Origin of the sequence: Georgenia sp. SYP-B2076 (assembly GCF_003991205.1) — a bacterium.
GTDB lineage: Bacteria > Actinomycetota > Actinomycetes > Actinomycetales > Actinomycetaceae > Georgenia.
Genome location: NZ_RXOZ01000022.1, coordinates 169,026 through 189,724, shown reverse-complemented (window position 1 = coordinate 189,724; position 20,699 = coordinate 169,026). Strand labels below are relative to the sequence as shown.

Genomic DNA, 20,699 nt, shown 5'->3' with positions numbered 1-20,699 from the left:
GCGGGCGCGAGCCCGGATCAGCACTCAGGTGATCTGGGACCATCTCACGTCCCCGTCCGCGGAGATCGGTGAGGTTCCGTGGAGCGTCGAGGCGCTGACGCCGGCGTGGCTGACGGACGTTCTCTGCGTCGGCGTGGGCGGCGCGACGGTCGAGGACTTCTCCGTCGGCGCGGCGGACACCGGCTCGACCGTCCGGCGCTCCGTCGCGGTGCGGTACAACGACGTCGGACGCTCGGCCGGACTGCCGGAAGCACTGTTCGCTCGGGCGTCGCCGGGTGTCCTCAATCGCCTGTCCACCTGGATGGGTGGGATCCCGGAGGTCCGGTTCTATCGGGAGGTCCGCCCTGCCCTGGACGTCGAGGCACCGGTCAGTCGCTACTCGGGCGCAGACCCGGCCTCGGGCCGATCGTTCCACCTCATGGAGGACCTGGTCGTCGGAAAGGGGGCGACATTCCTCATGCCCTCGGCGCACGTGTCCAGAGCAGAGGCCGAGCAGGTCGTCGACCTCCTCGCGGACCTGCACGGACCCCACTTCGGCGACGCCCGGCTCTGGGGTGAGGGCGGCTGGTTACCGCACTACGAGACGTTCATGCAGGCGATGGTCCGGCTGGGGGTCCGGGACGGGCACGAGGGAGCACGCGACCTGGCTGTCGACGTCATCCCGCCCATCGTCCGGGAGCGGTGGGGAGAGATCTGGGCGCAGACGGATAAGGCAGTCGCCGCTCATGCATCTGCTCCCCGGACGTTCCTGCACTCTGACGTCCATCTCGGGAACTGGTATCGAACGAGCCAGGGCAGGATGGGCTTGGCGGACTGGGGCGACATCTGTGCCGGGCACTGGGCCAGGGACGTCGCATACGCGGTGGCGACGACGCTCGCGGCCGGCGACCGCCGGGAGTGGGAACTCGACCTCCTCCGCCGTTATCTCGACCGGCTGCGGGACAGGTTCGACGTCCGCATCTCCTTCGACGACGCGTGGCAGGCGTATCGGCTGCAGCTGTTCACCGCGCTGCTCATGTGGACTCCTACGCTTGTCCACCCGCCGTCCATGCCGGACATGCAACCGCAAGACATGTCCCTGCTCATGATCGAGCGGCTGACCGCCGCCATCGCCGACACGGGGGCCCTCGATGCATGAGCAGCCGACCTCGAGCTTCGACGGCGTCGCGCCAGACGAGGTGGACCTCGCGTCCTGGGGAAAAGCACTCCTCGAGGAGGTGCTGTTCCGCGCGGCGACGCGAGTCACGACCGGCGCGGTGGCGGTGCGCGTGGACCTGACGCTGGTCGTGGATGCTGACGCTGAGGTCGTCCGCGCCACGCTCATCCGGGCCGCTGACCCGCCGATCGTCACCTCGGTCGTGCCTCCGGTGACCGGCGTCGGGGCCGGCAGCGACTAAACCGACGCGAGACAGGGGCGGGGCGGGCGCCCCCTGAAGCCCGGCGATGGTGGACGGGGCGGTCCAGCACCCGGATCTGGGACCATCGACACCACCTTGGGATGGACGCCATGGTCGTGCTCATTCTCGTGCCCGACCTCGTGTGCTCACAACCGGACCCCCGATCGCGCCCGGGACGTGTCGCAGTAAGAGACAGGACCGTCGCGTCTGGTCTGCCAGTCTGGCGGTATGGATGCGGCAGAGCCGGCTGGCGTGCGGACTCGTCTGACGGACGAGGCCTTCGAGATCCTGCTCGACCGCCCGCGACGCAAGAACGCGCTGACGAACGAGATGATCCGGGGGCTTCCCGAGCTGTTCGACGCGGCATCGAGCGATCCGGGAGTACGGGTGGTCGTCCTGCGTGGAGCTGGAGGCGCCTTCTGTTCAGGGGCGGACTTCACCGAGGGGGTGGACGCGGCCCTCGCGGGGCGCCCCACCATCCAGTCACGTGACGTCGAGCGGCTGGTCGGGTCGATCGCACGGTGCGCCAAGCCCGTCGTGGCCGTGTTGGACGGGCCGGTAGCGGGTCTCGGCGTAGCGCTGGCCCTGGCCTCACACGTGGTCATCGCGGCCGAATCGGCGAGCTTCATGATCGCCTTCTCGCGCCTCGGCCTCATGCCCGAAGGCAACGCCAGCCTCCTCCTCGCCGCCTCGACGGGCCGGATGCGTGCGCTGCGGATGACGCTGCTGGCCGAGCCGCTGTCCGCGTACGAGGCGGAACGCGCGGGACTCGTCACCTACGTGGTGGCGAAGACCCACCTCGACGAGACCCTCGAGCGCGTGCTGAGCACCTTGCGCGCGAGCTCGGCCGACGGGCTGAGGGCGTCGATCGAGGCCGTTGATCTGGTGACGCTGGCCCCATGGCGGGCCGCCGCCGACCACGAGGCGCGGACGATCCCCCAGCTCGTCAACTCCCCGGCGTTCCGGTCCCGCCTGCACGGCGTGCTCGGCGCGTCCCGTGGGGATCGTGACGAGTAGGCGCTCGCGCACTCTCGGATCCGATGACCCTTGAGACAGCACCCCACGGTTGGAGGCGGCATGACGATCGACCCGATGTGGTTCCGTGAGGTGATGTCCTGGTACCCGACGGGTGTGGTGGTGGTGACAGCCTCCGGTGAGGACGGGACGCCGTTCGGCATGGTCGTCGGGACGTTCACGTCGGTGTCCCTGTACCCCCCGCTCGTGGGATTCCTGCCGGCTCGGACGTCGACCACGTGGCCGCGTATCCAGGAGGTCGGCCGGTTCTGCGTCAACGTGCTGGGCGCTGGCCAGGAGGACCTGTGCCGGGCAGTCACCCGCAAGGAGCCCGGCGCGCTCGATCGCATCGCCTCGCGGCGGACGCCGGGTGGTGCACCGATCCTGGACGACGCGGTGTCGTGGATCGACTGCGACCTGCACGGCGTGAGCGTGGCGGGCGATCACTACTTCGTGACCGGTAAGGTCAACGCCCTCGACGTCCAGGCAGGCAGCCTGCCGCTGCTCTTCTTCCAGGGTGGGTACGGGGCGTTCTCCACGCCCTCCATCACCATCGACGACCCCCTCACCGATGCGGACCTCCGTCACCTCGACGTGGCACGGCCGACACTCGAGCGCTTGGCCAGGACACACGAGGCGAAGGCGAACGCGACCGTCAAGGTGGGTGAACAGATCATCATGGCGGCGACCGCCGGGGTGACCACGCCCGCGGTTCACACCTACGTGGGTCGTTGGCTGCCGGCAGTCGGGCCGCCGGCGGTCCTGTTCAGTGCGTACGGGAATGACGCGACGCGAGAGCACTGGCTCGGGCGCACGCGAAACCCCGAGGAGCGCGCCGACCTGGTGCGTCGCATGGAGGACGTCCGACGTCGCGGTTACTCGTTGAGCTTGCGGCGGGGGCAGGGGCACGCCGAGTTCGAGCGGATGTGGCGCCAGGGCCTCCTCTCCCGACCCGCGGACGAGCTGACCGACGAGGCCTGGAGCGTGCTCATCGATCTGCCCTACGATCCGCCGGACGCGTCCCTGGACGACTTCGCAGAGATCCGGAGCCTCCACGCCCCGGTCCTCGGACCTCAGGGCACCGCCGTGCTCGGTCTCAGTCTGGTGCCGGGCAAGACGGCCATGCGCACGCGGTCGACGGCTGAGCGGTGGGCCGAGCAGCTCCTCGAGGAGGCGGCCGAGCTCAGCGAGCTCGTGTCCCGGGCGTAGCCCGACCGCACGTCAGGGGAGAGGCCCGGCCGACTCGCCGGTGAGGCGTGGCCGCGCGGCCCGCGAGTGGACGGTCCCCGTCCAGCGTGAGCTGCGCGTGCTGCCCCGTCCCGGCGCGACCTGCGAACGGGTTGCGCCCGTCCCAGCGTGACCTGCTCGCGCTGCCCCCCGGTCCCAGCGTGACGTGCGCGCGGGTGGCGCCCGTCCTCGACCCAGCGGACGGTCCCGCGTGCGAGCGTGACCTGGCGCGCAAACTGCCCCCGTCCAGCGCGAGGAGCGCGGGACGGGGGCAGCAGCGGTGCGGTCCCGGACTGCTACCGGAGGGTTGCTCCTCCGTGCACGGCCTCCCGGCGCCGCGGGCTCAGGTCGGAAGCGAACGGCCGAGAGCTCTCGACGGCATCGACCACGGACTGCGGCGGGGTGAAGCGGTCGCCGTACCGAGCGGCCAGCTCCCGGGCCCGACGCACGAAGCCGCCGACCCCTCCGGGGTAGCCGTTGATGAACTGAACGACACCCCCGGTCCACCGAGGGAAGCCGATGCCCAGCACCGAGCCGACATTGGCGTCGGCGACGGAGCGCAGGATGCCCTCGTCGAACGCGTGGATGGTCTCGATCGCCTCGCTGAACAGCAGCCGGTCCTTGATGTCCTCGAACGGGACCGCGTCGACGTCGACTCCGTAGCGCTCGGCCTGCCCCTTCCACGGCCCGATGCGCCTGCCGTCCTCGTACTCGTAGAAGCCGGCGCCCGCTCGCCGACCATGGCGACCGAGCTCGTCGACGATGGTGTTCATCACGGCCTCCGCCGGGTGCTCGACCCAGGGGATCCCCTCCGCCTCGGCAGCCGTGCGCGCCTCGTGCCGCACCTGCTTGGGCAGGGTGATGCTGGTCTCGTCGATCAGCTGCAGCGGACCTGCGGGGTAGCCAGACTGTGTCGCGGCATGGTCGATCGACAGGACGGGCACGCCCTCGCCCACCATGGCGATCGCCTCGTCGATGTACTTGGTGATGACCCGGCTGGTGAAGAACCCGCGGCCGTCGTTGACGATGATGCAGGTCCTGCTCAGGGCGACCCCAAGATCGAATGCCCGGGCGATCGCCTCGTCGCCCGTCTGCTCACCCACGATGATCTCGACCAACGGCATCTTGTCGACCGGTGAGAAGAAGTGCATGCCGATGAAGCCTGCGGGGTCGTGAGCCCCGGTCGCCAGCCCGGTGATGGGCAGCGTGGAGGTGTTCGATGCCAGGAGCGCGTCGGGAGCGTGCCGAGCGATCTCGGCGAACGTCGCCTTCTTGAGGTCGGTGTCCTCGAACACCGCCTCGATTACGGCCTGGCTGCCCGCGATCCGCGCCATGTCGTCCGTGACGACGATGCGGTCCAGGAGTGCTTCGGCATCGTGCTCCGTCATGAGCCCGCGGCCGATGTTCTTCTTCACGAGGGTGCGGCTGTAGTCCTTGCCACGCTCGCCGGCTTCCAGCGAGACGTCCTTGAGGATGACCTCGATGCCGTTCTTCGCGGCGACGTACGCGAGCCCGGCGCCCATCATCCCCGCGCCGATCACCGCGATCCTGTCGAAGCTGAACCTCTCGAACCCTTCCGGGCGCCCGGCGCCCGACCGCACCGCCTGGGTGTCGAGGAACTGGCCCTGGACCATGTTCTTTGCGACCTGGCCGGTCAGCAGCTTGACGAAGTAGCGGGTCTCGTTCGCCAGTGCCTCGTCGAGTCCCCGCTGGGCGCCCTCGACGGCCGTGCTGAGGATCGCCCAGGGTGCCGGGTACGGGGCGCCCTTGAGCTGCTTGGCGAGGCGCGCCGTCGCGACGGCTGCGAGCTGAGCGATGGACCCCTTCGCGGATCCCGGAACGACGTAGCCCTTCCTGTCCCAGGGCTGGACGACTTCGGGGTTCGCCAAGATCCATGCCCGGGCGGCTGCGAGGAGGTCCGCGGAGCTCTCGACCAGCTCGTCGACCAGCCCGAGCTCGAGCGCCTTGGCAGGAGTGTGGCTGGCGCCGCTGAGGAGGACGTCGTCGAGCGCCCGCTGCAGGCCGAGGAGGCGGACCGTTCGCACGACGCCGCCGCCTCCGGGAAGCAGTCCGAGGTTGACCTCGGGCAGTCCGATCCGGACGTGCCTCTCGTTGACCGCGACGCGGTGGTGACAGGCGAGTGCGATCTCGAGGCCGCCGCCGAGCGCGGCTCCGTTGATCGCGGCGACCACGGGTCGTCCGAGCGTCTCCAGTGCACGCAGCTGCGCCTTGATGTGGTTGGTGCGGTGGGTCTGCTCCTCGGCGTGCTCGGGCCCCTTCGTGAGCAGGTCGTGCAGATCACCACCCGCGAAGAACGACTTCTTCGCCGAGGTGATGATGACGCCGGTGATCTCGTCCCGCTCCGCCTCGAGACGCCTGACGGCGGACTCGAAGTCGTTGAGGAACGCGTCCGTCATCGTGTTCGCGCTCGAGTCCGTGGCGTCGAGGACGAGCGTGACGATGCCGTCGTCGTCCTTGGTCCAGGTGAGCTCTGTGGTCAGCGTGCTGGTCATGGGTGCAACCTCGCGGGTGGTGGGGGTGGTCGACGGTCAGACGCGCTCGATGAGCGTGGCGATGCCCATGCCCGCGCCGATGCACAGCGTCACGACTGCGCGGTGGAGGTCGCGGCGCTCCAGCTCGTCGAGGGCGGTGCCGAGGATCATGGCGCCGGTGGCACCGAGGGGGTGGCCCATGGCGATCGCTCCGCCGTTGACGTTGATCCGGTCATCGGGGATGCCAAGGTCCTTCTGGTACTTGAGCACGACCGACGCGAACGCCTCGTTGAGCTCGAAGAGGTCGACGTCCTCCGGGCGCAGACCGGCGCGCTTCAGCACCTTCCGGGTCGCCGGGGTGGGGCCGGTGAGCATGATCGTCGGGTCGCTTCCCGAGACGGCGGTCGCGACGACCCGACCTCGTGGTCGCAGACCGAACTCCCTGCCGGCGTCCTCGCTGCCGAGCAGGACGAGGGCGGCGCCGTCCACGATTCCCGAGGAGTTGGCGGCCGTGTGGACGTGATCGATCTTGTCGATCCAGTGGTACTTCTGGATGGCGACGTCGTCGAATCCGATCGCCCCGAGGTCGGCGAAGGAGGGTGACAAGGCGGCCAGGCTCTCGACCGTCGATCCGGGTCTCAGGTGCTCGTCCCGCTCGAGCAACCCGACGCCGTTGAGGTCGCGGACGGGAACGACCGATCGCTCGAAGTAGCCGTGGTCCCAGGCGTGGGCGGCGCGTTCGTGCGAGCGGGCCGCGTAGGCGTCGACGTCGGAGCGCGTGAAGCCCTCCACCGTGGCGATGAGGTCGGCCCCGACGCCCTGCGGGACGAAGCCGAGCCGGTGCATCGTCTCGGGGTCGTCGGTGAGGGCTCCGCCGTCGCTTCCCATCGGGACCCGCGACATCGACTCGACACCGCCCGCGAGGACGAGATGCTCCCAGCCGGAGGCGACCTTCTGCGCTGCGATGTTCACCGCCTCGAGCCCCGACCCGCAGAAGCGGTTGACCTGGAGGCCGGCCGCCGTTTCCGGCAGCCCCGCCACGAGCGCCGCAGTGCGGGCGATGTCGCCACCCTGCTCACCGAGAGGCGACACCACGCCGAGAACCACGTCGTCGATCTGGTGCGGGTCGACCGACGCGTTGCGCCTGAGCAGCTCGACGATGAGCCCGGAGATCAGACTGACGGGCTTGACGGGATGGAGCGCTCCGGCGGCGCGCCCGCGACCTCGAGGAGTCCTGATCGCATCAAAGATGAACGGCTGCGGGCTCATGGGCAGAGATCCTCCGATTAGGGGCGCGTCGCGCCGACGCCGTGCTTACGCGGCAATATAAGGAGGATCAACGGCGAGGCGTGACCGGTGTCTCCGGATGGGACATCGACGTACCTCGCTCTCAGTGGTGGATGCCGTACGCCCTCAGCTTTCGGTGCAAGCTCGATCGAGAGATGCCGAGTGTCTGGGCTGCCAGGCGCTTGTTGCCGGCGGCGGAGTCGAGCGCTCTCGTGATGGCATCAGCCTCCACCCGCTCGAGACCCGTCAGCTCCCGACGCGTCATCAGGCGACGCACGGAGGCAGGCAGGTCGGCGGGGCGGACGACCGGCCCGGCCTGTCGGCGGAGGACCTCGGCGACCACGCCCCTCAGCGAGTGCAGGTTGTCCGGCCACGTCACCCGCCTCAACAAAAGGAGCGTCTCAGGTGCCCACGTGCGTCGCTGAGTCGCCAGCGCGCGCACGAGGTCGGGCACGTCCTCCAACCGCTCGCGCAACGGCGGCACGAACACCGTCGTCCCGGGCCAGCTGGCGGGGCCGGGCTGGCCGTCGGAGTCGGCGAAGTCGTGGTTCGCCGGCACCGACCAGGTCGCGAGGACGGTGACCCCGCGCGACGCGGCGTCGGCGGCGAGGTCGCACACCGCCATCACGTCCGCCTCGGACAGGAGGTGCACATCCTGTAGGACGACGCGCGACCGACGTCCGCCCAGCGCGTCGGTCACCGTTGCGAGCCACCCGTCCGGTCCATCGGCGAGCTCCGCGACGTCGACGATCACGCCGTTCCTGCCACGCAGCTGCTCGACGATGGCGCTCTTTCCCGTGCCCGGCTCTCCCACGACCAGGAGCGGAGTGCTTCCGTCCCAGGCCGCCACGGAGGTGACCAAGGTGCGCCAGGCAGGCCCGGTGCCGACCAGACCCGGTAGCGGGGGCGTGGACGTCGACTCGAGCTCGTCCGCGTCGCGCTCCCGCACCTGGACGGCTCGGCTGGCGAGGGGGCGCGGTTGCCGCTGCGTGGTCGGGCTCGTCAGGTGCAGCGCGATGCCGACGGCGCGCCCACCGTTCTCGACGGTCTCCCAGGTCGCTGGGATCGTGGCGTCGGACTCCCGCACCCGAAGGTTCACCGCACCGGTCCGTGGACCGTTGTGCAGGGAGGACGCGAGCTCGGCGACGAAGGAGCGGTCGAGCCGGCGCGCAAGGCGGGAGGCGGGGGCGCTCGCGATGAAGCTCTTCTCGCTCACGTAGACCACGGGTCCGCGTCGCGTGTGCGAGCGGCTGAGGTAGGCGCGCAGGAGCGCCCGCTCCGTCGACTCGAGTGACTCGACGAGCTGGCCCTGGACCAGTCGGGCCAGCTCCTTGGCCCAGTGCAGCATGACCGGTGTGGTGAACTCGAGCTCACAGGCGAAGTTGATGGTGCCCAGGACGCGGCCGTCGCTGGGGTGGTGCAGGGGCACGCCCGCCGACGATCGGCCGTGAGCCAGCTCGGAGAAGTGCTGCCCGCCGACGAGCAGGACCGCTGAGTCGAGGACGAGGGAGAGCCCCGGGCTCAGCGTGCCGAAGTCGTGCTCGGCAAGCCGGAAGCCGGGGACACAGTCGGTCTCGCGCATGAGCGTGGTGAAGGGTCTGTTCGACCCGTAGGTGTCGAGGACGGTGCCCTCGTGGTCCGTCACGGCAACCCCGCAGGGCATGTCCGCGAGGTTCTCCAGGCGCGCACTCACCACCGGGCGCGCCGCCCGCAGGAGGAGATGGTCCGGGTCGACCTCGCTGACGCTGACCGGTCGCACGGAGTCGGGCCGCAGCCCGACGTCCCGCGAGCGACGCCAGGAGTCGATGACCACGGGCGGAATGACCTGCGGGTCTGGTATTCCGTCGTGCTCGAAGAACGCGTCCCGCGCTCTCCAGAAAGCGGGTGTCATCGTGTGCATGGGCGTTGTCCGTTCGGGGCTGGTGGCAGCGCATCCTTGCGACAGCCACGAGTCGAGGGGAAGGCCAAGCCGTCCCGAACTGGGACAGCCGACGACCGGCCGATAGTCACAGGATAGAGGTGTCCGAGGACCCGCACGCCGCAACGGCGCGAGGTGTCGGCGCAGGGACGACAGAAGGAGGCCGATGTACCCCAACGAGCAAGCCCGCCACGATCCCGAACGGCCGGCGTTCATCATGGCCGACACGGGCGTCACGCTGACCTACGGTGAGCTCGACCGCCGCGCGAACCAGCTCGCACACCTGCTCCGTCGGGCTGGTCTGCAGCGCCTCGACCACGTCGCCCTCTTCATGGAGAACCGCCTGGAGTTCGCCATCGTGGCGTCAGCCGCGGAGCGCACAGGCCTGTACTACACGCCGGTCAACTTCCATCTGACGCCCTCCGAGGCAGCCTGGATCATCAACGACAGCCGGGCCAAGGTCGTCGTCGCCTCCGCGGAGATCCCGGCCTCACGGGACCTTCCTGACCTCTGCCCGGACGTCGACGTCTGGTTGCTGGTGGGAGCGGACGGGCCACTCGGGGCGTTCGACGACTTCGACCACAGGATCGCAGACCTGCCCGCGACGCCGGTCGCCGACGAACGGCTCGGCACGCCGATGGCGTACACGGGCGGGAGCACCGGCCGACCGAAGGGTGTCATCCGGCCGCTTCCGGACGTCGGCCCCGATGAGCAGCTGGAGACCCTGGTCCACGCCGCCCGCGCCTTTCAGCTCGACAGGGACCACGTGGTCTACCTCCACGCCGGTCCGCTGTACCACGCGGGACCCCTGGGTTCCGCGGTCCTGACGACTCGGGTGGGCGGCACCAACGTGGTCATGCCACGGTTCGACGCACGTGAGTTCCTCGCCGCCGTCGAGCGGTACCGCGTCACCCACACATATGTCGTCCCCACCATGATGTCCCGCCTCCTCGCGCTTCCCGACGACGTCAAGGCCGCTTACGACGTCGGCTCGTTCACCGCCTTCCAGCACGGTGCCGCACCGATCCGCCACTCGGTCAAGCGAGCCATCATCGACTGGTTCGGACCCGTGGTCATCGAGCAGTACGGGTCGACCGAGGGCAACGGGATGCTGCTCGTCAACACCGAGGACTGGCTGGCTCGGCCGGGGACGGTGGGCCGGCCCTTGCTCGGGGAGCTCGTCATCCGCGGCGTCGACGGCGAGGAGCTCGGTCCCCGTGAGATCGGCGAGGTGTGGTTCCGGGGGGCGACCAGCTTCGAGTACTTCAACGCCCCCGAGCTCACCGCCGAGGCGCAGAGCGCGGACAGGAACATGAGCACCATGGGGGACATCGGTTACGTCGACGAGGACGGGTTCCTCTTCCTGACGGACCGGAAGGCGTTCACCATCGTCTCCGGAGGGGTGAACATCTACCCCCAGGAGATCGAGAACGTGCTGGGTGACCACCCGGTCGTGCACGATGTCGCCGTTCTCGGAGTCCCGAACGAGGAGTTCGGCCAGGAGGTCAAAGCGGCCGTCCAGCTCGTGACCGGAAGAGCAGGGACGCCCGAGCTCGAGAGCGAGCTCATCGCGTACTGCCGGGCGCGGCTGGCGGCCTTCAAGTGCCCGCGGTCCGTCGACTTCTTCGACGAGCTACCCCGGACCGAGACCGGCAAGCTCTTCAAGCACAAGCTCCGTGACCACTACTGGGCAGGCTCCGAAGGGTCGTACCTGGTGTGAACGCGGCCCTCGACGCCGGAAGGTCAACCAGCGGTCGGACGTACCGCGCGACGCAGGAGGTTGTAGGGATGGCGGGTTCGATGATCGTCGGAGGCGTGGATCTGGAGCGGGCCGGCCAGTGGCTCGACTCCCAAGGGCTTCCGTCCCGGATCACGGAGCCGCGCCTGCTGGGCGGCGGATCACAGAACGTCGTCATCAGCCTCGTGCTGGACGGTCGCCGGCTCGTCCTGCGGCACCCGCCGCTGCGCGGGCGCCAACACAGCAACCGTGCCATCGCACGAGAGATGCGGGTCTTGCGAGCCCTGTCGGACACGGATCTCCCGACGCCTCGGTTCTTCGCCGGCACCGATGACCTCGAGGTGCTCGGGGCCGCCTTCTACCTCATGGAGGAGGTGGACGGGTTCAACCCCGTCGTCGAGCTCCCGGAGGTGTATCGGAGCGACCCGACGTTCCCGTCTCGGGCAGGGTTGTCCATGGCGACGACGCTGGCCCAGCTCGGCGCCCTCGACCCGGACGCGCTCGGCATCGGCGACGAAGGTCGCCCCGAGGGGTTCCTCCAGCGGCAGGTCGACAAGCAGCTCGCCCTGTGGAAGTCCTTCCACGACGACCCGCGGTACGACCGATCGTGGCTGGGTGACGTCGAGGGCGCGGCACGGTGGCTCACCGCCAACCGTCCCGCCGAGACGTCGCCTGGAATCACCCACGGGGACTACCACTTCAACAACGTGCTGCTGGGCAAGCAGGCTCCCGAGGTCACGGCGATCCTCGACTGGGAGATGGTGACGATCGGGGACCCGCTCCTCGACCTCGCGTGGCTCCTGCTGTGCTGGCCCCATGACGGGCAGCCCTCCTACGTGCCCAGCGGAGGAGACCTCATCCACCTGTCGGCACTCCCGTCCCGACGGCAGCTGGCCGAGGCCTATGCGCAGCACAGCAACCGAGACATCGGCTCCCTGGACTGGTACGTCGTGCTGGCGTGCTTCAAGTGGTCGATCCTCTTCGAGACGACGTATCTGAGGTCGCAGGAGGGCAAGGCGCCCCGCGACATCGGCGACACGGCGCACGAGGTCGGCCGCGAGCTCATGCGCACCGCACAGTCGCTCATGAGCGGAGAGGCGACGATCCTCGAATGAGCGTCCGGCGGCATCTCTACCGGGTCCGGGTGCGGTCCAACGACATCGACCTGCTCAACCACGTGAGCAACGTCGTCTATGCCGAGTACGCGACGGACGCCATGGCCGCTGCGGCCCGTGACGGGTTGCTTCCGGCGGTACCGCGTGTGCGGCAGCTCGCGATCGACTTCCTCGCCCCCATCCGGCTGGCCGACCGCGACGTCGTGGTGGAGTCGGCCGTCGACGGTGCGAGCGTTCGGCAATCCTTCCTCGTGCACCGCGATGGAGCGCCGGTGCTCGCGGCGCGGACCGAGATCGCCTGCGGGCCGCCGGCGGCACTCCCGCCGTCGCGACCCGGCGGCCAGGTGTACGAGCACGTCGTGCGGCCGAGTGACACCGACGGGACCGGGTCGCTCACCGCGGCACGGGCGTTCCGGCTCGTCCAAGAAGCCCGTAACCAGCTGTTCGAACCGTCTCGTGAGCCCACCGAGGCGGACTACCGCGTCGTGGCGAGAACGGAGTGCGTCCTGGGTGCGCCCATGCCGTGGCGGGACGAGCCCTACCTGCCGCGGTCGTGGGTCGACCACCTCGGGACGAGCTCCGCCACAGTGGTGACGGAGGTCGGGGACGAGCAACGCGTCCACCTCCGGGCCACATCGGTCATCGTCTCCTGGGACCACCGAGGTCGACGGTCCCGGCCGTTGACTCCCGACCTGCGCGACCGTTGGTCCAGGCTCGGGAGTGGACCCGCAGGAACCGCTCAGTAGGTCGTGTTCTCCAGGTCGAGACCGAGCGCCTGGATCTTCCGGTACAGCGTCGACCGTGCGATGCCCAGCATGTCAGCAGCACGCTTCTTGTTGCCGTTGGCCGCGGTGAGCGCCTTCGCGATCGCCTGGGCCTCGACCCGATCCAGACCTGAGAGTCCCAGGTGAGTAGCCGACGCGCGGATCTCAGCGGGCAGGTGATCGAGCCGGATCGTCCCTGACGGCCGATCGCGAGTGAGGCGCCCGACCAGGATGGCCAGCGAGCGAAGGTTCGCCGCCCATGGAACTCGGCTGAGGGCCTGCACAGCCTCGGGGCTCCACTCGATGTGGGCACCATGGTCGCGGCTGATCGCGTCGAGCAGCATCGGCAGATCCTCCAGCCGGTTCCGCAGTGCGGGCACCTCGTGGTTGTCGCCGGACCACTCGACCTCGACCGCTCCCGGGGGCTGCGAGCGTGACCGGGTCCATGTCACGAGCAGCTGAGGACCGTCGGTTCGCCATGAGCGGCTCAGCGCCCGTGTCGTCCCGACCAGCTCCGCGGGGCTGAGCAGGTGGAGGTTCTCCATGACGACGAGCTCGACCTCGCTTCGCACGGCAGCGTCGACCTGGCGCAGCCACGCGGCTTCGTCGCTGCCGCTGTGGGCGATGAGCGTGACCGTCGTACGCGACCGGGCGAGGGCAGCGACGACCGCACTCTTGCCGACACCGGGTTCCCCCACCAGCGACATCGGGCGGCGCTCCACCAGCGACCGGTCGATTCGTTCGCACAGACGCAGCCACGCCGGACTGGCTCCCACAAGGTCCGGGAGCAGCCGATGAGCCGCGTGGGCCGACTCGGCCTGGGCCGACGGCACGGGGCGCAGCACGGCACCCACCACCCGGCCCTCTCGCTCGATGGGTGCGCACGTCACGGCAACCGTGTCCGTGCCGTCTGCGAGGGAGACCCACGCCAGAAACGGACCGTCGGCGCTGATCGTCCTCGACGCCAGCTCCCACAGCATCGTCTGGTCCAGTGACTCCAGCCGGGCCGCAGCCGCGGCGTTCCCGACGATCGAGTGCTCGTTGACGCAGAGGACCGGTTCGGAGCTGTCCTCGATGCTCTCGAGGTAGGCCTCGACGATGTCACGGTCGTGCTCCGCGTGTCGGTGCGTCAGCGCGTCCTCGACAGACCGGGCAACCTCATGAACAAGGGCCAGCATCAGCGGGCTTGCGTGAACCAGCCGTGAGTAGGCGTTGATCGTTCCGATGACGCGCCGGGTCACGGGTTGCAGGACGGGTGAGCCGGCGGAGGCCAAGTCGGCGGCGTCGGACCGGTAGTGCTCCGCTCCCCACACCCCGACGTCCAGACCTCCCTCCAGGGCGATGCCGACGCTGCTCGTCCCGACGGCGGACTCGCTCTGAGACGCGCCGGGAACGATACGGAGCCCGTCGAGGGCAGCGGTGATCGACGGGTCATCCGCCCAGCGCTCGAGCACCCGTCCCTCCCCGTCGGTCAGGACGAGAGCGTGCGGCAGGTCGGTCAGCCACGACCACCGGTCGGCCACCGCCTCGCGTGCGGCGTGCACGAGCGCACTGTCGACAGGAACCTGGGACGGCGTCGCCACCGCGATGCCTGCACGGTCCGCGGCGTGGTGCCTGGAACGGCGCCAGGACTGCAGGATGACGTCGCGCACGTGGGTGCCCTCCGGCAGTCTGCCGTGCGCCGCGAAGTAGTCGCGTGCGTGCGCTAGGTCCGCGGGCTGGGACGACGAGGGCCCGCTGTCAGAGGTCATGCGTCCTCCGTGACGGGCAGCGTCCGTCGCCGGCCATGACGCGCGGGGCCGGCGACGCGGCGACAGGCGTGCCGCTCCTCGACGAGATCTGTCATGGTCGAACCCTATGGCCGGCACCCGCTCGGGTGGGCGCCTGTAGCGCGGCGCGACAGCTGCGCCGATCTGGGCGTCGATGTAGCGCGAGATCTACGCCTGCAGCCGTTCCTTCCTGTGCTGAATTGGGACACGGTGGCGGCGCATGTCCTGGCGATACTTCAACGAACGCCCGGCACGGCTCGATGTCGGCGCGCATGCCAGACCGGAAGAAGGATCCCATGCGAGGACTGAACATTCGAGGATCGGTAATCGTCGCAGCTGCCGTCGTTGCCCTGGTCGTCTCAGGCTGTGCGGCAGAAGACGACTCTTCCGCGGGCAATCTCGAGGGCGACCCCCTCACGATCGGCGTCTACGCAGCGCTCGCCGGAACCCCTAACGAGCCCGCCTCGGAAGCCGCCATCAAGGCGGTCGAGAAGTACGTCAACGAGGAAAAGGGCGGCATCAACGGGCGTTCGATCCAATTCGACATCTGCCGATCTGACGGCACTCCGGAACTTATCATCACCTGTACGCATCGTTTCATCGAAGATGATATTCCCGTCGTGTTCGATGCGATGGTGAACGTCGTGTCCGCGGCTGTTCCCGCTCTTTCCGCAGCGGAGATCCCGATTGTCGGAGCGTGGTCCAACGCGCCATCGGTGACGGCGCAGCCCTACGGCACGAGCTTCTACTGGAACAACGACGCACATGTGGCACCGAGCACGATCGAGCTCATCAAGACCACCGGGGCCTCGACCGCCGCGCTGAGCATCGTCGACTCGCCCGAGGCCAAGATCTACTTCAACGACCTCCTCATTCCCACCGGCGAAGCCGCCGGCGTCGAGGTGATCCCGCAGTACGCGACCATCGGCAACATCAACCACGAGGTGCTCGCTGCCCGCGCGTTGACCGAGGATCCTGACATCGCGGGAGTGTTCCAGCTGCCGGAGGACGACTGCACGGGGCTTCTGCGTGCCTTGCGCGGCCAGGGGTACGAGGGCCCGATGATCTCGGCGGCGTGCACGTCGTTCGTCGAGGAGATGGGCGGTGAAGCGGCCGGAACGCTGCTCATGGCTCGCGCCTGGCTCCCGGCGACGAAGGAGCACGCGCCGCCGGACGTGCAGGAGGAGATCGACGTCCTCGTCGAGGCGCTCGCCGCGGTCGGCGAGGAGCAGTACACCGACAACGTCCGTGCGGTCGGGGTCTTCGCCGGGCTGATGACGCTCGCCAACGTGCTGAGCGACATCGACGGGGAGATCACCTCGACGTCCACCAAGACCCAGCTCGAAGGGCTGCAGGACTATCCCGCGTTCCTGCAGGGCACGATCACGTGCGACGGCTCGGCATGGCCATCGGTGCCAGGAGCATGCAGCTCCACGAACCTCTTCCTGGAGGTCCAGGAGGACGGCAGTCTCAAGCCCGTGAGCGACGGGCTGACCACCGTCAGCGCGCCCAGCTAGTACGCGCGGCCGGCAACCGTCGGCCATGAAGGGCGTCCCGTTGCTGCCGGCCCTCGGGCCGGCGGCTCCGCGACACCACCCCTGATGAAGGGCCTGTGATCTCTGTGGATACCTTGCTCCAGTTCGCGGTGCTGGGCCTTGGCCTCGGCGCGACCTACGTGGCCGTGGCCAGTGGCCTGCTCCTCATGTATCGCGCGACGGGGATCGTCAACTTCGCGCAGAGCGTGATGGGCGCCTGGGGCGCGTACGTGTTCGTCGGTCTGCGGAGCGACGGGACGCTCGTGCTCCCGATCGGCAGCGTCCGCATCACCGAAGGCCCGACCCCGCTCCTGCCCGCGGTCGTGATCGGGCTCGTGTATGCCATGGTCCTGGGCGTCGCGTGCTACTGGCTCGTGTTCCGGCCGGTGCGTCACGCACCTGAGCTGGCCCACGTCGTCATCTCGGTCGCCCTGATGCTGACGCTCGCCGCCCTGGCGACGATCCGCTTCGGATCGGCCCAGCTGCCCGTCGAGTCGGTCTTCGGCTCGGACCGGACGAACCTGTTCGGAGTCGACGTCTCGTCCCGCGAGCTGTGGATGGCCGGGTCGGTGGTGGTGATCGCCGTGGTCATGTGGGCCTACCTGCGGTTCACCCGGTCGGGAGCCGCCACCCGCGCGTCTGCCGAGAACGAGCGTGCCGTCGTCCTCATGGGATTCTCCCCGAACCTCCTCGCCACCATCGCGCTGGGGTTCGGGACCGGGGTCTCCGCCCTCGGCATCATCTTCGGGGGGTCGCTGTCCGGTCTGAGCGTCGAGAACTCCCTCGCCTGGATCGTCCCGGCCACCGCGGTGCTGTTGATGGCGCGGATGAGGTCGGTGTTCGTCGTGCTGGTCGCAGGACTGGCGCTGGGGGCGTTCCAGTCCTCCATCTATCTCCTCACGGCCAAGCCGTGGTGGCCCCAGTGGGCGCAGTCGGGCATCGAGTACGTGCTCTTCTTCGCGATCGTCATCGCCATCCTGCTCGTCCTCGGTCGCCGGTTGCCGTCGCGCGGGTCGATCCAGACCGTCAAGCTTCCCGACGTCACGATCCCGCGGTTCCGTCCCGTGCCGGCCGCGCTGCTCGTGGCCGGGGCGTTGCTCGTGCTCGTCGTGACCGACGGCGGAGACCGCTTCGCCTTCACGATGTCCCTCATCTTCGCGACCCTCTTCCTGTCCTTCGTCATCGTCGTCGGGTACCTGGGCCAGGTCTCCTTGGCGCAGCTGGCCGTCGCTGGAACCGCCGCCTTCACGCTGTCCAAGCTGACCATGAACACCGGCCTGGGATTCCCGTTGACCGTCCTCCTCTCCGCGACGGTGGCCACCGTGCTCGGCGTGCTGGTCGCGATTCCCGCGATCAGGATCCGCGGCTCCCAGCTGGCGATCGTGACGTTGGCGGGCGCCCTGGTCCTCGAGCGCTTCGTGTTCGGCAACGTGGCGTTGACCCCGCTGCAGGGAAACGTGGTCGGTGCGGCGAACGTCCTCGGCATCAACCTTGCCGTGAGCGAGGGCCGCGACGTGGCGCGACTACCGTTCGCGCTCATGGTGCTGGCGACCTTGGTCCTCGTCGTGCTGCTGTTCATCCGTATTGCGTCGGGGTCGACCGGCCGTGCGTTCCTCGCGGTACGGGCGAACGAACGATCTGCTGCGTCCTCAGGAGTCGATGTCCGCTCGACCAAGCTGATCGGCTTCGGCCTCGCGGCCTTCGTCGCCGGGCTCGCGGGCACGATGATCGCCATGGCCCAGGGGCAGGTCTCGGAGGCGTCGTTCTCGGTCCAGCACGGGCTGACGTTCCTCGCCATCGCCTATCTAGGCGGGATCAGCTCGCCGGGAGGCGCCATCGTCGCCGGGTTCCTCGCGCCGGCCGGCTTCATCTACACCCTCACCCAGGAGTGGCTCTCGATCGGGGACTACTACGCCCTGATCTCGGGGATCGCCCTGATCATCACCGCCATCGCCAACCCGGTGGGCATCGCGGGGACGACGGGCCACCAGATCTCCTGGGCGCGTCAGCGGCTCGTCGGCGACCGGCAGGACCGGTCGGCGCCTCCGCCCGAGGACAGAGGCGAGCCAGCTACCCCCGACGCGGCCAAGGTTCTCTCGGAAGGTGTGCGATGACGGCGAGCGAGGGCAGGTCCGGGCTGGCAGTCTCGGGCCTCACCGTGAAGTACGGCGGCGTCGTCGCGAACAACGACGTCTCGCTGCGGGTGCAACCGGGCCGGGTCAGCGGCCTCATCGGCCCGAACGGCGCCGGCAAGACGACGTTCGTCGACGCCGTGAGCGGCTTCGCGGCCTCCACCGGCAGCGTCACCCTCGACGGGAGACGGATCGACAACCTGCGGCCCTTCCGTCGCTGCGCGGCCGGGCTGACCCGCACCTGGCAGTCCGGCGAGCTCTTCTCCAACCTCACCGTGACCGAGAACGTCCTGGTGGCGTCGACGCCCGGTGGCCTCGGCGCACTCGTCCGAGACGTCTTCGAGCGTCGTCGTCGGTCGCGCCCGGAACGAGTCGATCGGGTGCTCGAGCTCATGGGCCTGTCCGACCGCGCGGAGGTTGTCGCCGGACAGCTCCCGTTGGGGCAGCAGAAGCTCGTCGGCGTGGCGAGGGCCCTCGCGGGGCACTGCTCGGTGGTCCTCCTGGACGAACCCGCGGCCGGCCTCGACAACGACGAGAGCGAAGAGCTTCGAGCTCGGCTGCGCGACGTCGCGGCCGCGGGGATCGGCGTCCTCCTCATCGACCATGACATGTCGCTGGTGGTGGACGTCTGCGACTCGGTCGACGTGATGCAGTTCGGCTCGATCATCTTCTCCGGGCCGCCGAAGGAAGCATTGAGCGACGACGCCGTCGTCGAGGCATACCTGGGTGCACCCTTGGAGGCGAGCCATGAGTGAGGCAGTGCTGCAGGTGGACCGGCTGACCGCCGGGTACGGACAGGTGCCGGTCATTCGCGATGTCTCCTTCGCCGTGGCGGAAGGGCAGGTCGTCGCCCTGCTCGGGCCGAACGGTGCCGGCAAGACCACGACGCTGCTCGCCGCGGTGGGCCTGTTGCCGATGATGGCCGGTTCCGTCGTCGTGAAGGGCTACGGTCGCCGCAAGCTGAGGGCGTCCGCCCTCGCGCGCAGCGGGGTGGCCCTGATACCGGACGACCGAGGCCTGTGTCCGGGGCTCACGGTCAAGGAGCACTTCCGACTGGTCCAGCGCCGTCGGTCGCGGGAGCGTGAGGACGCGGCCCTCGAGACGTTCCCCCAGCTCCGGGACATCCAGGGCAGGAAGGCCGGTCTGCTGTCCGGAGGCGAGCAGCAGATGCTCACCATCGCCAAGGCGCTGCTCTCCGAGCCCCGGCTCCTGCTCATCGACGAGATGAGCCTGGGACTGGCGCCCAAGGTGGTCCGCGAGATGTTCCCGGCGATCAGGAGACTGGCGCGGGCACGCAACATCGGCGTGCTCCTGGTCGAGCAGCACATCGAGGTCGCGCTGTCCGTCGCCGACCGTGCGCTCGTGCTCAACCGCGGCTCCGTGGTCCTCGACGAGCCTGCCGAGGTCCTCCTGCGCGACCGCGACCGCGTGCAGGCGGCGTACTTCGACGACACGGTCGCAACCCCCAGAGCGTAAGGAATGCAGATGTCGGCACCGATCGCGATCGTCACGGGCGCCGGCAGGCGGGCCGGGATAGGAAGTGCCACCGCGCGCCTCCTGGCCGAGCGCGGCTGGGGCGTCGTGGTCACGGAGCGCTCCCCGGACTCGCTGACCCAGGCTGAGCGCGAGACGGGATGGAGGGGCGCGGCCTCCGTGGCCGAGGAGATCACCGCGGCGGGAGGTAGGGCCTGGAGCCACGCCTGCGACGTCCGTGACGACGCGTCCGTCGACCGGCTTGCCGACTTCCTCACCGCTCTTGGCCCGGTGACACTGCTCGTGAACAACGCGGGGACGGCGGGCGAGGCAAGCTCCTACCGGGTGCACGAGACGCCCGACGACGTGTTCCAGGCGACGATGGACATCAACCTCACCGGCACGTACCGCGTCGTGCGCCGGGTGGTGCCGATGATCGAGCAGGCCGACGCCGTCGGAAAGGCCGTCGTCAACGTGTCCTCGACGGCGAGCATCAGGCCGCTGACCCACTTCGGCTCCTACTCGGCCTCGAAGGCGGCGGTGGACACGCTGACCCGCCAGATGGCGCTCGAGCTCGGACCGTTGGGAATCCGGGTAAACGCGGTCTCTCCCGGCGCCACCGACACGGACATGGCCGAGGGAACCATCCGCCGGTCGGCGGATCGGTACGACGTGTCCGCCGAGAAGGTGCGCGCCGCGACTGCCAAGCGCCTGCCCCTCAAGCGGACCGCGCAGCCGCGCGAGGTGGCCGAGGCAGTCGTCTTCCTCGCGAGCCCGGCGGCCTCCTACATCACCGGCCAGGTGCTGCAGGTCGATGGAGGGCTGTCCCTTGTGTGAG

16 protein-coding genes are annotated in these 20,699 nt (G+C 69.4%); 12 read left to right on the top strand and 4 right to left on the bottom strand.

What is annotated here, in order from left to right; translation table 11 throughout:
* The first annotated feature begins 28 nt into the window (after window positions 1-28).
* The 4 genes from EJK16_RS10180 to EJK16_RS10165 all read left to right on the top strand — a co-directional run bounded on the left by EJK16_RS10180 (window position 29) and on the right by EJK16_RS10165 (window position 3,620).
* Entirely contained in the window at window positions 29-1,138 is a 1,110-nt protein-coding gene (locus EJK16_RS10180) for a phosphotransferase (RefSeq protein ID WP_127128918.1), read from the top strand.
* Window positions 1,131-1,397 (top strand): hypothetical protein, encoded by a 267-nt coding sequence (locus EJK16_RS10175; RefSeq protein ID WP_127128916.1) that lies wholly within the window; start codon window positions 1,131-1,133, stop codon window positions 1,395-1,397. Before EJK16_RS10180 ends, EJK16_RS10175 begins: the two co-directional genes overlap by 8 nt.
* A gap of 228 nt (window positions 1,398-1,625) precedes the next feature.
* The gene (locus tag EJK16_RS10170; RefSeq protein WP_127128914.1) at window positions 1,626-2,414 is read left to right on the top strand and encodes an enoyl-CoA hydratase/isomerase family protein; all 789 of its coding nucleotides are present in this window, start codon (window positions 1,626-1,628) and stop codon (window positions 2,412-2,414) included.
* Between the two features lie 60 nt (window positions 2,415-2,474).
* Window positions 2,475-3,620: a flavin reductase gene (locus EJK16_RS10165; RefSeq protein ID WP_127128912.1), complete on the top strand. Its 1,146-nt coding sequence runs from the start codon at window positions 2,475-2,477 to the stop codon at window positions 3,618-3,620.
* A 314-nt stretch (window positions 3,621-3,934) separates the two neighbouring features.
* Here EJK16_RS10165 and EJK16_RS10160 read toward each other — a convergent pair whose 3' ends face one another.
* The 3 genes from EJK16_RS10160 to EJK16_RS10150 form a co-directional block, all read right to left on the bottom strand.
* Complete coding sequence (locus EJK16_RS10160; RefSeq protein WP_127128910.1) at window positions 3,935-6,151, bottom strand: 3-hydroxyacyl-CoA dehydrogenase NAD-binding domain-containing protein; 2,217 nt, start codon at window positions 6,149-6,151, stop codon at window positions 3,935-3,937.
* A gap of 36 nt (window positions 6,152-6,187) precedes the next feature.
* Window positions 6,188-7,399 (bottom strand): acetyl-CoA C-acetyltransferase, encoded by a 1,212-nt coding sequence (locus EJK16_RS10155; RefSeq protein WP_127128908.1) that lies wholly within the window; start codon window positions 7,397-7,399, stop codon window positions 6,188-6,190.
* 121 nt (window positions 7,400-7,520) lie between these two features.
* A complete protein-coding gene (locus tag EJK16_RS10150; RefSeq protein ID WP_164737278.1) occupies window positions 7,521-9,317 on the bottom strand; it encodes a helix-turn-helix domain-containing protein in 1,797 nt (598 codons plus the stop codon).
* Between the two features lie 184 nt (window positions 9,318-9,501).
* Here EJK16_RS10150 and EJK16_RS10145 point away from each other — a divergent pair, with 184 nt between their 5' ends.
* The 3 genes from EJK16_RS10145 to EJK16_RS10135 all read left to right on the top strand — a co-directional run bounded on the left by EJK16_RS10145 (window position 9,502) and on the right by EJK16_RS10135 (window position 12,934).
* Window positions 9,502-11,055, top strand: coding sequence for an AMP-binding protein (locus EJK16_RS10145; RefSeq protein WP_127128904.1), 1,554 nt, complete (start codon window positions 9,502-9,504; stop codon window positions 11,053-11,055).
* A gap of 68 nt (window positions 11,056-11,123) precedes the next feature.
* Window positions 11,124-12,188 (top strand): phosphotransferase family protein, encoded by a 1,065-nt coding sequence (locus EJK16_RS10140; RefSeq protein WP_127128902.1) that lies wholly within the window; start codon window positions 11,124-11,126, stop codon window positions 12,186-12,188.
* Window positions 12,185-12,934, top strand: coding sequence for a thioesterase family protein (locus EJK16_RS10135; protein WP_127128900.1), 750 nt, complete (start codon window positions 12,185-12,187; stop codon window positions 12,932-12,934). The genes EJK16_RS10140 and EJK16_RS10135 overlap by 4 nt, the downstream gene beginning before the upstream one ends.
* Here EJK16_RS10135 and EJK16_RS10130 read toward each other — a convergent pair.
* Window positions 12,928-14,703, bottom strand: coding sequence for a sigma-54-dependent Fis family transcriptional regulator (locus EJK16_RS10130; protein ID WP_127128898.1), 1,776 nt, complete (start codon window positions 14,701-14,703; stop codon window positions 12,928-12,930). The two genes, EJK16_RS10135 and EJK16_RS10130, sit on opposite strands and share 7 nt — an antisense overlap.
* Window positions 14,704-15,017: 314 nt before the next feature.
* On the opposite strand from EJK16_RS10130, the gene EJK16_RS10125 reads away from it, so the two are divergent.
* The 5 genes from EJK16_RS10125 to EJK16_RS10105 all read left to right on the top strand — a co-directional run bounded on the left by EJK16_RS10125 (window position 15,018) and on the right by EJK16_RS10105 (window position 20,698).
* The gene (locus EJK16_RS10125; RefSeq protein ID WP_164737276.1) at window positions 15,018-16,238 is read left to right on the top strand and encodes an ABC transporter substrate-binding protein; all 1,221 of its coding nucleotides are present in this window, start codon (window positions 15,018-15,020) and stop codon (window positions 16,236-16,238) included.
* A gap of 95 nt (window positions 16,239-16,333) precedes the next feature.
* On the top strand, window positions 16,334-18,370 hold the full coding sequence (locus EJK16_RS10120) for an ABC transporter permease (RefSeq protein ID WP_127128895.1): 2,037 nt from the start codon (window positions 16,334-16,336) through the stop codon (window positions 18,368-18,370).
* Window positions 18,367-19,143, top strand: coding sequence for an ABC transporter ATP-binding protein (locus tag EJK16_RS10115; RefSeq protein ID WP_127128893.1), 777 nt, complete (start codon window positions 18,367-18,369; stop codon window positions 19,141-19,143). The genes EJK16_RS10120 and EJK16_RS10115 overlap by 4 nt, the downstream gene beginning before the upstream one ends.
* Window positions 19,136-19,864 carry an ABC transporter ATP-binding protein gene (locus EJK16_RS10110; RefSeq protein ID WP_127128891.1) on the top strand — a complete coding sequence of 243 codons (729 nt, stop codon included), beginning with the start codon at window positions 19,136-19,138 and terminating at the stop codon, window positions 19,862-19,864. Before EJK16_RS10115 ends, EJK16_RS10110 begins: the two co-directional genes overlap by 8 nt.
* A gap of 9 nt (window positions 19,865-19,873) precedes the next feature.
* Window positions 19,874-20,698: an SDR family NAD(P)-dependent oxidoreductase gene (locus tag EJK16_RS10105; RefSeq protein WP_164737275.1), complete on the top strand. Its 825-nt coding sequence runs from the start codon at window positions 19,874-19,876 to the stop codon at window positions 20,696-20,698.
* The last annotated feature ends 1 nt before the right edge of the window (window position 20,699 follow it).

Coding starts and splice junctions, on each gene's coding strand:
- EJK16_RS10145 (WP_127128904.1), top strand. CDS start 9,502: ATGTACCCCAACGAGCAAGCCCGCCACGATCCCGAACGGCCGGCGTTC.
- EJK16_RS10110 (WP_127128891.1), top strand. CDS start 19,136: ATGAGTGAGGCAGTGCTGCAGGTGGACCGGCTGACCGCCGGGTACGGA.
- EJK16_RS10160 (WP_127128910.1), bottom strand. CDS start 6,151: ATGACCAGCACGCTGACCACAGAGCTCACCTGGACCAAGGACGACGAC.
- EJK16_RS10105 (WP_164737275.1), top strand. CDS start 19,874: ATGTCGGCACCGATCGCGATCGTCACGGGCGCCGGCAGGCGGGCCGGG.
- EJK16_RS10150 (WP_164737278.1), bottom strand. CDS start 9,317: ATGCACACGATGACACCCGCTTTCTGGAGAGCGCGGGACGCGTTCTTC.
- EJK16_RS10175 (WP_127128916.1), top strand. CDS start 1,131: ATGCATGAGCAGCCGACCTCGAGCTTCGACGGCGTCGCGCCAGACGAG.
- EJK16_RS10115 (WP_127128893.1), top strand. CDS start 18,367: ATGACGGCGAGCGAGGGCAGGTCCGGGCTGGCAGTCTCGGGCCTCACC.
- EJK16_RS10170 (WP_127128914.1), top strand. CDS start 1,626: ATGGATGCGGCAGAGCCGGCTGGCGTGCGGACTCGTCTGACGGACGAG.
- EJK16_RS10165 (WP_127128912.1), top strand. CDS start 2,475: ATGACGATCGACCCGATGTGGTTCCGTGAGGTGATGTCCTGGTACCCG.
- EJK16_RS10135 (WP_127128900.1), top strand. CDS start 12,185: ATGAGCGTCCGGCGGCATCTCTACCGGGTCCGGGTGCGGTCCAACGAC.
- EJK16_RS10155 (WP_127128908.1), bottom strand. CDS start 7,399: ATGAGCCCGCAGCCGTTCATCTTTGATGCGATCAGGACTCCTCGAGGT.
- EJK16_RS10140 (WP_127128902.1), top strand. CDS start 11,124: ATGGCGGGTTCGATGATCGTCGGAGGCGTGGATCTGGAGCGGGCCGGC.
- EJK16_RS10130 (WP_127128898.1), bottom strand. CDS start 14,703: ATGACCTCTGACAGCGGGCCCTCGTCGTCCCAGCCCGCGGACCTAGCG.
- EJK16_RS10125 (WP_164737276.1), top strand. CDS start 15,018: ATGCGAGGACTGAACATTCGAGGATCGGTAATCGTCGCAGCTGCCGTC.